Source organism: Crocosphaera sp. (assembly GCF_030064895.1).
Lineage (GTDB): Bacteria > Cyanobacteriota > Cyanobacteriia > Cyanobacteriales > Microcystaceae > Crocosphaera.
Window position 1 is genome coordinate 16,036 of sequence record NZ_JASJEB010000077.1, and the last position, 12,981, is coordinate 29,016.

Annotated in this window: 15 protein-coding genes; 4 read left to right on the top strand and 11 right to left on the bottom strand. The window is 37.5% G+C overall.

Translation table 11 applies throughout. The annotated features are described in order from the left end of the window. Nucleotides 1–18: 18 nt before the first annotated feature. A complete protein-coding gene (locus QNJ66_RS16355) occupies nucleotides 19–2,145 on the bottom strand; it encodes a DUF2064 domain-containing protein (RefSeq protein WP_300508763.1) in 2,127 nt (708 codons plus the stop codon). 161 nt (nucleotides 2,146–2,306) lie between these two features. Next, the gene (locus QNJ66_RS16360) at nucleotides 2,307–2,900 is read right to left on the bottom strand and encodes a sulfite oxidase-like oxidoreductase (RefSeq protein ID WP_300508765.1); all 594 of its coding nucleotides are present in this window, start codon (nucleotides 2,898–2,900) and stop codon (nucleotides 2,307–2,309) included. 179 nt (nucleotides 2,901–3,079) lie between these two features. Between QNJ66_RS16360 and QNJ66_RS16365 the strand changes: the two genes are divergently transcribed. Further along, nucleotides 3,080–3,352, top strand: a complete 273-nt coding sequence (locus tag QNJ66_RS16365) for a glutaredoxin family protein (RefSeq protein ID WP_300508767.1) — start codon at nucleotides 3,080–3,082, stop codon at nucleotides 3,350–3,352. A gap of 225 nt (nucleotides 3,353–3,577) precedes the next feature. On the opposite strand, the gene QNJ66_RS16370 is transcribed toward QNJ66_RS16365, so the two are convergent. Further along, nucleotides 3,578–3,808 (bottom strand): hypothetical protein, encoded by a 231-nt coding sequence (locus QNJ66_RS16370; RefSeq protein ID WP_300508769.1) that lies wholly within the window; start codon nucleotides 3,806–3,808, stop codon nucleotides 3,578–3,580. Nucleotides 3,809–3,887: 79 nt separating this feature from the next. On the opposite strand from QNJ66_RS16370, the gene QNJ66_RS16375 reads away from it, so the two are divergent. Then, nucleotides 3,888–4,214, top strand: a complete 327-nt coding sequence (locus QNJ66_RS16375) for a hypothetical protein (protein WP_300508771.1) — start codon at nucleotides 3,888–3,890, stop codon at nucleotides 4,212–4,214. Nucleotides 4,215–4,219: 5 nt separating this feature from the next. Here the strand turns inward: QNJ66_RS16375 and QNJ66_RS16380 are convergent, their stop codons facing one another. The 7 genes from QNJ66_RS16380 to QNJ66_RS16410 all read right to left on the bottom strand — a co-directional run bounded on the left by QNJ66_RS16380 (nucleotide 4,220) and on the right by QNJ66_RS16410 (nucleotide 9,019). Beyond that, nucleotides 4,220–5,392: a pyridoxal phosphate-dependent aminotransferase gene (locus QNJ66_RS16380; RefSeq protein WP_300508773.1), complete on the bottom strand. Its 1,173-nt coding sequence runs from the start codon at nucleotides 5,390–5,392 to the stop codon at nucleotides 4,220–4,222. An 87-nt stretch (nucleotides 5,393–5,479) separates the two neighbouring features. Continuing rightward, nucleotides 5,480–5,785, bottom strand: a complete 306-nt coding sequence (locus tag QNJ66_RS16385) for a DUF3181 family protein (RefSeq protein WP_300508774.1) — start codon at nucleotides 5,783–5,785, stop codon at nucleotides 5,480–5,482. Continuing rightward, a complete protein-coding gene (locus QNJ66_RS16390) occupies nucleotides 5,778–6,029 on the bottom strand; it encodes a 2TM domain-containing protein (protein WP_300508776.1) in 252 nt (83 codons plus the stop codon). The genes QNJ66_RS16385 and QNJ66_RS16390 overlap by 8 nt, the downstream gene beginning before the upstream one ends. Nucleotides 6,030–6,082: 53 nt before the next feature. Then, entirely contained in the window at nucleotides 6,083–6,847 is a 765-nt protein-coding gene (locus QNJ66_RS16395; RefSeq protein WP_300508778.1) for a peptidylprolyl isomerase, read from the bottom strand. A gap of 71 nt (nucleotides 6,848–6,918) precedes the next feature. Then, the gene (locus QNJ66_RS16400; RefSeq protein ID WP_300508779.1) at nucleotides 6,919–8,055 is read right to left on the bottom strand and encodes a calcium/sodium antiporter; all 1,137 of its coding nucleotides are present in this window, start codon (nucleotides 8,053–8,055) and stop codon (nucleotides 6,919–6,921) included. Nucleotides 8,056–8,376: 321 nt separating this feature from the next. Continuing rightward, nucleotides 8,377–8,748 (bottom strand): hypothetical protein, encoded by a 372-nt coding sequence (locus QNJ66_RS16405; RefSeq protein WP_300508781.1) that lies wholly within the window; start codon nucleotides 8,746–8,748, stop codon nucleotides 8,377–8,379. Further along, complete coding sequence (locus QNJ66_RS16410; protein WP_300508783.1) at nucleotides 8,738–9,019, bottom strand: hypothetical protein; 282 nt, start codon at nucleotides 9,017–9,019, stop codon at nucleotides 8,738–8,740. The genes QNJ66_RS16405 and QNJ66_RS16410 overlap by 11 nt, the downstream gene beginning before the upstream one ends. 234 nt (nucleotides 9,020–9,253) lie before the next feature. On the opposite strand from QNJ66_RS16410, the gene ldpA reads away from it, so the two are divergent. Together ldpA and QNJ66_RS16420 are read left to right on the top strand one after the other, a co-directional pair. Further along, on the top strand, nucleotides 9,254–10,306 hold the full coding sequence (ldpA, locus tag QNJ66_RS16415; RefSeq protein WP_300508785.1) for a circadian clock protein LdpA: 1,053 nt from the start codon (nucleotides 9,254–9,256) through the stop codon (nucleotides 10,304–10,306). Nucleotides 10,307–10,469: 163 nt separating this feature from the next. Then, nucleotides 10,470–12,284 carry a R3H domain-containing nucleic acid-binding protein gene (locus QNJ66_RS16420; RefSeq protein ID WP_300508787.1) on the top strand — a complete coding sequence of 605 codons (1,815 nt, stop codon included), beginning with the start codon at nucleotides 10,470–10,472 and terminating at the stop codon, nucleotides 12,282–12,284. Nucleotides 12,285–12,340: 56 nt separating this feature from the next. Here the strand turns inward: QNJ66_RS16420 and QNJ66_RS16425 are convergent. Next, the coding region (locus tag QNJ66_RS16425; RefSeq protein ID WP_300508789.1) for a hypothetical protein at nucleotides 12,341–12,981 on the bottom strand (641 nt) is incomplete at its 5' end.

Sequence of the window (12,981 nt, forward strand, 5' to 3'; positions counted from 1 at the left end):
TAAATTACTATTACTAGTTCACATATCATTACTAACTGCTATATAATTACAACGACTAAATCTGTCTACTTGATAGTTTAAATCATTGAGAAATTTAATAATATTTTTGATATCATTTTTTTTGTTTAAAAAACTGTTAATGGATGGGTCTAAATTATGAAAGATTAAAACAGGTTGATACTGTTTAATCGTGTTAATCATTCCTTTTAATATCTCTAATTGATTCTTCTCTAAATTTATTTTAATCACACTAATCTTTTTATCATTAGGAAACTTATAGTCATCCAATGACATATACTTTACTTCAGTAATGTTATTATTTTCTATATTATCAATCAAATTGCATGATTGCCCATATAATTCTGAGTAATAATTACTTGTTTTTTTTGCTAATTCTATGTTTTCAATTGTAATTTTATTTCTCATTTCCCCAATATAAAGAGAATAATTTTCTTTGAATAATTCACATAAATAAGGGATAGATTCAAAAGCAATAATATCAGTTTTTATACGGTTTTTTGCTAAGACTATACTCAATAAACAGCTAACCAGTCCTACCTTAGCCCCAAGATCAATAAAAAGATCATCACCTTGACAATATTTCAGAATTATAGGTATTAATTCATCCATGAATTTTTGATAATATATGTTTTTCCAAATTAATAATCTATGGAATAAATTTTCAGTAAAATAATACTTAAATGTATACAGTTTATTTTGAAAGGGAACCTCTAATAGTTCATACTCATTTGATGAACCATAATGAATTTTTCTTAATTGACAAGCTGGTAATTTTAATAGTTTTCTACCTACCATTATAGCCCAATTTTTAACTACATTTTTAAATATAGATAAATAACTATATTCACTTTTTTTATTACCATATTTACGTGGATTTGTGATTATAGTATCAGGTATTTTATAACACCGTTGATAACTAATTCTAGTATCAAATAAAGTAACATCTTCCAACAAAGAAAGATAGTCAAATCCCCCTATTTCTTTAAAATCATCTCGTCTCACACATAAAACCTGATCCCCATAAGGCGATCGCCTGATATAATTAACAGTCCAAGCAACTAATTTTAAACCTAAATGATCGGACTGAAATTCCAAACCAAAATAAGCAAGTTTTACCTGTTTATTGCTTAATACATTGATTACTTTTTGATCCCACTCTGACGGTAATAAGGTATCTGCATGACAAAAAACGAGATATTTTCCTGATGAATGTCTTAATCCTACATTCATTTGAAAAGCACGCCCTAAAGATGATACATTTAATATTTGTATGAGGATACTAGGATAGTCTTTTTTAAACTCTTCAACCCATTGTAAAGTATTATCTTGGCTTCCTCCATCAATTACCAAAATTTCTATATTATTTGATTTGTCAGCTTGTTTAACTATGTTAGTTAAAGTATCATATACAGAATTAACTTCATTGAGAGTAGGAATAATAACCGAAATATCAACTTGATTTTTTTCAATCAAGTCCATTAAACTAATAGATTTTAAGTCACTAATTTCGTCAACATCTACTAAAGTCTCATTAAGTATAGAAGCAGAATTATAGTTTTTTTGCATCAAAGAATAAGTTTGTTGACCAACATTTCCTAAACTATAATTAATGGTGGTAAAAACATCACTATAATAGGGTAAAGCAATCAGATAATAACCATTATCTTCAGTTAACGCGATCGCTGCTTCTTTTTCCTTGACACATTCAATAGCTTTCGATAAAATGGCAGCAGTTATTCCTGGAATATCAGCCCCAATTATTATTACTTTTTCTAATTCTTTAGCGATCGCATTTATCCTTTCTCCAAAAGAAGTTGAAGGTTGTTTAATAAAATAAAGAAAACCAGACTTTATTCCTTGATTTATATCCGATGCTAAAGCAGGAGGAAACTCCTCTATCATCTTGGTTGTAGAATCTATACCTGTGTAATTTACAATAATATTAACCCCATTAATTTCACGTAGTAAAATCATCAACATTTTACTCATAAAAACACGATGGATATTGGCCGCTGTGCGATCGCCAATATCCCAAGCTAAACGAGTTTTAACTTTTCCTGGATCTGGGTATCTAGTAAACAGAACAATGCTAATAGAATAGGGTAGATTTTCTTTTTCAACCATAACAATAACAGTGAACAGTAAACAGTGATCAGTGAGCAAAAATTTAACAAAATTATTGGCAGAAGTCCCCACCTATAAATTCTCAAAAAATATCCATATTTTAGGTGGGGATGAATACCAATCAACCTATAACTTATTACTGCTAACTGATAACTGATAAATTATCCCCCATACCGTTCTTCTTTCCAAGGATCACCCCGTCGATGATAACCATTTTTTTCCCAGAAACCGAACTGATCTTCTGGTAAAAATTCTAACCCATTAATCCATTTTGCACTTTTCCAAGCATATAAATGAGGAATAACTGTCCGCATGGGACCACCATGATCAGAAGGTAAGTTTTCTCCTAATAGTTTAAAAGCAAAAAAGTTATCTTCTAAAACAAAATCCTTTAAAGGAAGATTAGTAGTATAACCTCCATAACAATGCTGCATGATATAGGTTGCTTTGGGATCAATATCTAATAACTCTATAAAGTCTGTAATTTTGATTCCTGTCCACTTAACATCTAATTTTGACCAACGAGTAACACAGTGAAAATCTTTGGTAAATTCGTGATGGGGTAAACTCATAAAATCTGACCAAGAAAACGTTTTTGGTGTCACTAAACCCCAGACTTTTAATTGCCAGTGTTCTGTACTTATTTGCGGAGTATCACCATAGGTTAAGACAGGAAAACCTTTTGCTAAATATTGTCCTGGAGGAACACGATCATCATTATCGGGTTCAGGTTTTTGGAAGAATTTTAAAGCCATGCCATATTTGTTTCAATAATGGACAATAGATAAGGGATAATTAACCCTTGTTGAGATAATAATCTACTTTAGATATTATGATACTCCTAATCTCGAACCTTGACAATCTTCAACCTCTATTGTCTAAATACCATCAGAAGATTTATAATAGTTTTGAAAATAGTCCTCGAAATTAATCTATGCGACTCATTTTATACAGCAAACCAGGGTGTCATTTATGCGAAGGACTTGAGGGGAAACTAAAACAAATAAAAACCCCACAATTTAACCTAGAAATACGAGACATTACCACCCGTGAAGAATGGTTTACTGCTTATCAATACGAAATTCCTGTTTTGAGGTTACAGTTACCCCAAGGAGAAAAAACAATACCTCGATTTTCTCCTCGTCTGTCTGTTGAAAGATTAGCACAACAACTAGATAAATATTTACAGTTATCAGATGAGGACTAATCTAGATTAAATTCTTATTAACTTAGCTCTTTTTGAGGAATAAAAGATTGAAACAACGAAAATATGTATACAAAGGTAGTAATAAATAGCTGAAAGTTTTTGATTTCTGTTGTTTGTTTCATCCGTCAATCTCCTTTGCTCAGTGATTCAGAATAATTTTTAACTTATCGGAAATCTGATTTTGAGTCTTCCCCCAAAAGAATGATCCAAAAAGGTTAAGTCTAACTAATTAGTTTGATTAAGTTGTGCAGTTTTAACAGTAAAAGGATTGGATAGAGAAGCACTTTCTATTTTATCGAAAGTAACACTTATGCCGGTCAAGAAACAAGCGATGACTACAGTATCAATGATAATTGTTGTGAGTTTCATAATGATGTGAGTAATTGAATGACCACTTTCTAGATTAAGATTCCCTTGTGTCTTTTGTATGTCATTGTCATAGCAAACTGATGTCATTAATTATCTTGGCCACAAAACCTGAAATTGTATTAAAATAAACATGAAGAGATGGCAACTCAATTAGGATATTGACTCTATGAGCGATCGCAATAGCCCCAACTGGGAAGAAAAATTAGAACAAAAATTTAAGGATCTCGAAGCAGAAATAAACAATCAAACCAGTCCCGTACGCCCTTTTAACCCTCAAGAAGTCAAAAGCAACAAGACTGTATCACGGGTTGCTACTTGGTTTCAAGGACTAGAAACCCCAGCTAAAGTCGGTGTTGCCGTGGTTGCGGTGATCGTGGGGTTATCTATCCTCAACGGCGTGTTAAAATTAGTCACCTCCTTGATTGTCGTGGGGATTTTAGGGTTTGTTCTTTACGCTTTATATCGGGCTTTAATTCAGAACAAATCTAACTGATAAGCTTATAACTGATCAATAAATTTTTTGATTCTATCCATCCCTTTTTCAATGGAGTCTAAATCTGTAGCATAAGAAAGACGAATACAATGGTCATCATCAAACGCTGCACCTGGAATAGCTGCCACTTGTTCTTTATCTAACAACTGGTCACAAAATTCTCGGGAGTTAAGTCCAGTTTTGCTAATATCAATAAAGACGTAAAATGCTCCCATTGGTGTTGGACAACTCAGTTGAGGAATGGCTCTAATTCTCTCCAAAATGACCTGACGACGTTTGCTAAAAGCATCGCGCATTTTTTGCAAATAAGGAAGGGATTCCGGGCTTTCCAAAGCAGCAATGGCTCCATATTGAGCAAAGGTACAAACATTAGAGGTGCTATGACTTTGGATGGTGCTAACAGCTTTAATAAGTGGCTCAGGGCCTGCTAAATAACCAATACGCCACCCTGTCATGGAGTAACTTTTAGCAAATCCACTACTGATGATGGTGCGCTTAAATATTTCCTCTCCTAGAGAGCCAATACTAATATGTTCTACCCCATCGTAGAGAATTTTCTCATAAATTTCATCGGAAACCACCCACAAATCATGCTCGATAATAACCTCAGCTAAGGCTTCAATTTCTGCTCGATTATAAACAGTTCCAGTAGGATTTGAAGGGGAATTAAGTACGAACAATTTTGTCTTGGGTGTAATGGCTTGACGTAGTTGTTCGGGAGTTATTTTATAGTCAGTTTCTGCGGTAGTTTTGACAATAATAGGGGTTCCTCCGGCAAGTTTAACCATTTCTGGATAACTAAGCCAATAAGGAGCAGGAATGATGACTTCATCTCCTGACTCAATTAAAGCCAACATTAAGTTGGATAGGGAATGTTTGCCCCCGTTGGTGACAATAACATTATCGGCACTATAGTTTAACTGATTATCATTATTTAATTTTCGTGCGATAGCTTCCCTCAGTCCCGACTCTCCTGCCACTGCTCCGTATTTCGTCTTCCCTTGATCTAAAGCCGATTCGGCAGCATCTTTTATGTGTTGAGGGGTATCAAAGTCTGGTTCCCCCGAAGCGAATCCACAAACATCCATCCCTTCAGCCTTCATCTCTTTGGCTCTGGCAGTAATGGCTAGAGTAAGAGAGGGAGTGATTTGTGTTACCCTACTGGCCAATTGAATCATATTTTTATTTCCCGGCCTATTTTTTCCCTAAGAGAATCATTTCCTATTATGTTTATATAGTACAGCTTTTTGTCTTCTAAAAAAAGCTCATTTTTTCAGGAATTCTTCCAGTAAATCCACTAAATTCATTTGACATTGCATGGGCAACAATTCCAAGAGAGGAACTTCTTTGCGACCTCCTCCCAAGGAGACAGAGATTTGACGGAGAATCTCAATAACAGCGTCTTCGCTTACTTCTTCGTTTTCTATCATGGGATAGACTTTTTCAGCTAAAACGGTGTGTAGATGGGCATCAGCTAGGTAAAGATGCCATTTGGCTACATCAATATAAATATTTTCCCCAATTTCAGCAGCCAGGGATTCAACGGTTTGGGTTGTCTGCTCATTAACCATTATATTTTTCGCTGTAGTCAGCGATCGCAGCGATGTAAATTAAATGTCCTAATAGTACCATTGCCCAGATTCCTGAAAACCAGACTATCCACTGCCACTCCGCTTGTTTCAGATTGTGAACAAACCAAACACCAGAGTTACAGGCAAGGAAAGCGGCCACGTGAACGGCAAAGGTCATGCGATCGTCGAGACGACGATAGGCCGGGTCGGCGCGGTCGGGTTTGCGGGGCCAACGAGGAGGCATAAAGACTTACTGGGTAATGTAACTTGCAATCATTATTTTAACAGAATTTGGCCTCATTCAATGGAGAATTTTCCTTCCTCTGGAGAGGGTTCAGAGGGGGAAAAGGTAACATTTTCTTTAAGCTGTGCCATTAACCAACTTTGAAAAAGTTCGTTTAGCAGTCGTTGTCTGGTATTGTCATCCAATTGTGCTGACATATATTTTTCTAGACGCAAAATAACCCACCAATCTCCCACTTGAGTTGGTGGGGAAAGTTGTCCAGGGCGACTGGCTGCTAAAATTTGTGCTATTTTTGGGTGAGGGATCTTGAGTTCCACAGGACCTAGTAAGCCACCTGTTTGGGCTTCTGAACCTTGAGAATATTGTCTGGCTAATTCGCTGAAGGTATTTTCTCCTTCTTGAATACGAAAGTAGAGTTCTTGGGCTACCCCTGCATCTTTGCTGCGAATTAAGGAATAAACTACTTGATCTAATTGTCCTTTACATTTGACAAAATAGGGGTCTAATTTATCTGCCCAGGTAAGTTGCTTAAATTTTTCTATTTTTAAGTCTCTAACCGTTAATTCTTCAAATTGTTCTGGAGTCATACCATGATGATCTAACCAGACTTTTAGCTGAGTTTCATCAGCTATTTGTTGTTTTTGATAGAACTTTTGTTTGGCTAGGGTACTTTCTTCCTGGCTACAGGTAATAGAAGCGATCGCTTGATCGATGATAATTTCTTTAGCTAGTTGTGGTAGTAAGCGATATTGGCCTAGTAGGGGATAAAGTTCGGCGGATGATATAGCTTGTTCACCAATTTTCAAGACAATGTTCATGTTTTCCATATTCCTATATTCCTGTTCACCATAGTGATTTTATCTTTTTTTCCCACTAATTTCTCTTTTGTCTAATTTACCTCATCTTTATCGTCTAAGGAATGATTGCTCACTCGTTTACTTCGTCTTTTTTCTCGTAAGCTATTTAAGGACAAAATAACTAAAGTTATAGCAGTAATGGGAATAACAAAAGATAGCATGACGAAACTAAAGAGGGGGAGTCCATCGTGATCAGTTGCATACAAAATGAGATAGGTGGTGTAGGCAATATAATAACTCAAAAATAAGCAGCCTTCCCAACGAGCGATTACATTGCCTGTAAAGAAAATGGGTAAACAAGCAATGGCAATGGCTATCATCACTGGTAAATCAAAAGAAAGGGCTGCATCAGATACTGGAACCCCAACAGGAGAGACAATAGCACAAACTGCCAACACGGTTAAAATGTTAAAAATATTACTTCCCACTACATTTCCCACTGCAATATCTCTTTCTCCTTTGATGGCAGCGACAACGGATGTAGCTAGTTCTGGTAGGGAGGTTCCGGCGGCGACAATGGTTAAGCCAATAATTAAATCACTGACTCCTATTTGACGAGCAATATCTGTGGCACTATCTACTAACCATTGAGATCCCAACACTAAACAGCCAACTCCTAATAAGATAAAGGCAATGTTTTGAGTCCATTGTCCTAGTGTTAAGGGACTTCTATTGCCATACTCTGCTTCGTATTCTGAGTCGGGATCCCTAGGTTGTTTTGACCCTTGATAAATCAAAAATACTGTGTATACAATACCTCCAAGCAAAAGAATAATCCCATCTGAGCGATGAATGGTACGATCTAGTCCAAAGAAAAGAGTTAAGCAAGATACGCCAATCATAATCGGCACATCTAAACGAATTAGCTGTTGCGCTACCATTAAGGGGATGGCTATGGAGGATAAGCCTAAAATAACTAAGATATTAAAAATGTTACTGCCAATCACATTACCTAATGCTAACTCTGCTTGATTGGCTAAACTGGATTGAATGGCTACTGCCATTTCAGGGGAACTGGTTCCATAGGAAACAATGGTTAAACCAATGACTAAAGGGGAAATACCTAAACTGGCAGCTAAACGAGATGCTCCCCTAACTAAAATTTCTGCCCCAACGACTAACAATACCAGTCCTGCTAGGAGTAACCCAAATACTAAGATATAATTCATTCAAATTTATGATTATTTTATAGGGATCAACAAGTTAAAAATGTTACAAACGGAGAGCAAGGCTAAAATATTTTTTGAACCTTGAGGTGGTAGCTAGATTAAGTCATGATATAGTCTAACCATCATACTACAGTTAGTCCTTCTTGTTGAGTCTAGATAATTTGTCAGAGTTTTTTATAAGTGAATAAACTTATGGTAGATAATGACAGCAGAGTTGAAAAACTTGCCATTAGTCGCCGAGTAGTAATTAATAATTAATTTATTTATGGTTTTAATTGATTTCTATGAATTTGGATAGTTAGCGTAGCTATTAAACTAATATCAAATACAAGAAAATAATGATGGTCTTTTATAAATTATATGATTGTATTTTATGGGCATAAATTTGTTTAATCTTACCCAAGAAGATAAATTAAACACTACTGGAATTGGTTTACTGATATTTTCTTCAGTACGTTCAATTAATTGCTGTGCTAATCTAAGAAGCGTTATAGTTTTACCTGAACCTGGTTCTCCTAAAATCAATAGGGTTCGTCCTTTTTCTAATTTATCAAAAAATTCTGTTGCATCATTAACAATAGATTTGTTTGCTTTGGTCGAGTCTTCTACTATTTCTTCAAAACCATTAAAGAGAGAATGTTCTACTAAGTTTGAATGCTCTTCTATAACCAGTTTCATTGCTTCAGAATACAAAGATTTTTCTAAGTAATCTTTCAGCTAATTCAATAATTTCTTTATCTTTATCAGCCCCAACTTCAGTTAATTCATCTTCTAAAAGGGGTTTTGTTTTTTCTGGTTTTTCTTCGTACTTATCGAGAATCATTACTGAATCTGATTTACCTTGATTTTCAAACTTTTGCTTGATCAAAGCTTTCAAACCCTTGTAAACATCTTGAGCAACACCATCAGCAGTTTTAGCTGCACCAGCAACTAATGCAGAAAGAATTAGAGAAATAGGTTCCATAAATTTCTCTCCGTATCATTCATTTCCTTTACTTTAGCATGACTTTAATAAGGGTTTGATTAATTTTAATTAATTCACTTCTCGAATGATAATAATTCTTGTGTCATCATCTATTTTCTCTATTTTTGAAATATGTCAGTATTATAGTGTAATATAAAGTGGTTGAAACTTTGGAGGTTCTTAAACCAACTCAAGAATCTGACAATCCCTAGTAAAAATGATTAGCATAGAAGAGTGAACGAGCGAATATCTCCTTTAGAGTCCCTAAAAACAGGAAAATGGTTCAAACTAATTTGTGGTGCAAGTTTCCAAGACTTGCCGGCCATACGGAGTTTATCGACTATTTATAGTTTAGTTGGTACTGACTGTATCGATGTTGCTGCTGATCCTGCGGTTATAAAAGCTGCCAAAGAAGGTATAAACTTAGCCATTGAATGGGCAGAAAGTGCCAAAATAAAAGGGTATCCCCAGATAAATAAACCCTGGTTAATGGTCAGTTTAAACGATGGAGAAGATCCTCACTTTCGTAAAGCTTATTTTGATGAAAAATTATGTCCTGCTGATTGTTTACGCCCTTGTGAATTAATCTGTCCAGCACAGGCCATAGCCTCATCAGGAATTATAGAACAGCGATGTTACGGATGTGGTCGTTGTTTGCCAGTGTGTCCTCTCAATTTAATCGAAACGCGATCGCAAACCATTACACCAGAAATAATCTTACAGTTACTCAAAAGTAATAGTGTAGATGCGATCGAAATTCATACTCAAGTTGGACGAGAAAAACAATTTAAGGAACTGTGGCAACAATTATCTCCTGGGATCAAACATCTAAAACTTGTGGCTATTAGTTGTCCTGACGGGGAAGGGTTAATTAACTATTTACAAACACTGTATGAAATTATTTCACCCTTATCCTGCGAATTAATTTGGCAAACCGATGGCCGTCCCATGAGTGGAGATATTGGCAAAGGAACCATCCATGCAGCCATTCGACTCGGACAAAAAGTTTTAGCATCTGGTTTACCAGGATGGGTACAACTAGCAGGAGGAACCAACCATCATACAGTCCCCAAATTAAAAGAATTGGGTTTATTAGGATCTCAATCATCCATCAAACCGACCATAGCAGGAATTGCTTATGGCAGTTATGCTCGCACTTTAATATCTCCTTTTTTAGAAACCATGGAAACACAAGTAATGTCATCAGAAATAACTGATTTTCCCGAAAAATTCTGGCAAGCTGTTGATATAGCTTATTCTTTGCTTTCACCGTTGAAGGAGAGGTGAAGGTGGGGAGTGTGAGAAGTGTGGGAAGTGTGGGAAGTGTGGGAAGACTAGAAAAAATATTAATATGCTGCTCTCCCAGTCTCCCAGTCTCCCAGTCTCCCAGTCTCCCCATCTCCCAGTCTCCCCATCTCCCAGTAACGACCTTGACGAAGCTCACTAAATCATGTTAAATCCCAAAATAAATAAACTTTTAAATCCATCAGCCATAACAGTGCCATCTATACCCGAAACAGTTTTATCTCAACGGATGCAGATCACCGATGATCTGAGTAAACTGCTCGATATTTTACCATCAAGCATTTCTCATCATCTCAAGGAGCATCCAGACTGCGATCGCTTAGTGGAAGTCGTGATGGACTTAGGACGACTCCCAGAAGCTCGTTTTCCTGGGGAAGCTATCTACTTAGGAGACGTGCCTGTGTCTGCTGCTGATTTAGAATACAGTATTGAACGAGTAGGAATCTTTAGCGGTGATAACCGAGCCGGAATAGAACGCACCCTACACCGGATCAGTGCTATTCGTAACCGTGCTGGAGACATTATCGGTTTAACCTGTCGCGTGGGAAGGGCTGTTTTTGGCACCATTTCCATGATTCGGGACTTAGTGGAAACCGGACAATCTTTGCTTTTATTAGGTCGCCCCGGGGTGGGTAAAACCACAGCTTTACGAGAGATTGCCAGGGTTTTGGCCGATGACTTTGATAAACGAGTGGTTATCATCGATACCTCTAACGAAATTGCTGGTGATGGAGATATTCCTCATCCTGCTATTGGTCGGGCCAGAAGGATGCAGGTGGCAACCCCTGAATTACAGCATAAGATCATGATCGAGGCGGTGGAAAACCATATGCCGGAAGTGATCGTTATCGATGAAATTGGCACGGAATTGGAAGCTTTGGCGGCTCGGACTATTGCTGAGCGAGGTGTTCAGTTAGTGGGGACTGCTCACGGCAACCAAATCGAAAATCTGTTAAAAAATCCCACTCTTTCTGATCTCATTGGAGGTATTCAAGCGGTAACTTTAGGGGATGATGAAGCCAGACGTAGAGGGTCCCAGAAAACGGTTTTGGAACGGAAAGCACCTCCTACCTTTGAAATTGCTATTGAAATGTTAGAGAGGCAAAAATGGGTGGTTCATGAGGATGTAGCCAACACTATCGATATTTTGTTGCGCAATGGACATCCCAACCCCCAAGTGAGGACGGTGGATGAAAAGGGGGAAGTACAAATTACCCAGGAAGAACCTGATATCACTCCCAACCCTGCCAGTTTTGGCCGCAATTCAGGGGGAATGATACAACAACCCAAGGGTTGGCGCGCTTCGGGAAAAATGTCCCCTGTGACTCCGTTATCGGCTAAAAGAGCGAGCAATTTAAGTTCAGCTTCGGAATTTGATCGCCTTTTAGATGCTTCTTGGACTCAACCTGAACCTAAAGGGGATAAAATCAGGGTTCCGGGTCCTAATGGTGAGGATTTTCCTGTTTATGTTTATCCTTATGGTATCGGGCGATCGCAGTTGGAACAGGTGATCGAGGTTTTAAATTTGCCCATTGTTTTGACAAAAGATTTGGATAATGCTGATGTGGTGGTGGCGTTGCGCTCCCATCTGAAAAATCAGTCTAAGTTGCGTCAAGTGGCGAAAATGCGTCAAGTACCGATTCATGGGGTAAAATCTAACACTATTCCCCAAATTACTCGTACCTTGCAGAGATTACTGGGTATGGATGAAGCTAAGACCCCTGAAACGGCAGATTTACGGCTGTTTACCCGTGGCAGTAATGATGATGAGTTGGAGGCGTTAGAGGAGGCAAGATTGGCGGTAGAACAGATTGTATTGCCCAAGGGTCAGCCAGTGGAATTATTACCGCGATCGCCTAAAGTAAGGAAAATGCAGCACGAATTAGTAGAACATTATCGTCTACAATCTGATAGTTTTGGTGAGGAACCTAACCGTAGATTACGCATTTATCCGGCTTAATAATAACTACAAAATATTGTAAGGTGGGCAATGCCCACCCTACTTTAGGCTATGATTTATTTGTTGCGATGACGTACACCTTTAACAACAAATGGAACGCCAATCAGAAGTAATGAGAGCATACTTGAGGGTTCAGGTACAGCAGCGGCCGGGGTAACATTTGTGAACGTTGCAGGATTTGGAACAGCACCAATCACCATTCCGTCCACACTCTCAATTCCATTCCAAAACCGTGTGTCAGAGTCAAAAGTTGATAAATTAGGGAAAGGACTAGCGAATAAGTCGGCAAATACACTAGACAAATCATCTACATCACTAAAGAATGGTGTTCCCTGAGTATCAAAATCAATATCGCCACCGAGTATAGGTGTAACAGATGCAGTGGCATCAACTGGAATACCCTCAATTTCGAGTTCCTCATCGTCATCGAGTTGTAACTCAAGACCTCCAAAATAGCTTAACGTGCTACCAGAAGTGAGTCCAGTCAGTGTCAGTGTTGCATTGGGATCTTCATAATCTGCAGCCCCTATGGCTGAATCGTTGTCTGGAGTTGTATCATCGAAGGTGAAGTTGAGTTGTATAGCAATCGCCAGGGCGATTAGGACATAGAATAGAGAAAGACCCTTAAACTTTTCTCCTCTATGGCTAAACCTTACAGTTATGATCTCCGCCAGAAAGTCATTGATGCAATCGCGCT